The following is a 331-nucleotide window of genomic DNA, read 5'->3' as shown; positions in this document are numbered from 1 at the left end:
ATATTGAAATAGGGCGAGACCGCTTATTCTCTCTGCTGAGAATGAATCGATTATTAGTGCAGAATCGAAGGGCTTATCATCGAACCACAAACAGTAATCATCGCTTTTACTGCCATCCTAATCGTGTCAAAGAAGGCTTAATACCGGAAAGACCAGAGCAATTATGGGTTGCCGATATTACTTATCTAGCAACGCGGCGTGGTAGTACTTATCTCAGTTTAGTGACGGACGCTTACTCAAGAAAAATCGTGGGCTATCACATAAGTGATGATATGAAAGCTCGCACGGTCAAGCAGGCCTTTTTAAACGCGTTGAAAGAACGGAAGAATAC

Annotated in this window: 1 protein-coding gene; it reads left to right on the top strand. The window is 42.6% G+C overall.

The window, feature by feature from the left end:
* On the top strand, positions 1 to 331 hold a 331-nt coding region (locus tag AB4512_RS25260), incomplete at both ends, for a transposase (RefSeq protein ID WP_372176205.1).

Source organism: Vibrio sp. 10N.222.52.B7, assembly GCF_041474275.1.
Classification (GTDB): Bacteria; Pseudomonadota; Gammaproteobacteria; order Enterobacterales; family Vibrionaceae; genus Vibrio; species Vibrio crassostreae_C.
This window is presented reverse-complemented; position numbering and strand designations above follow the sequence as displayed.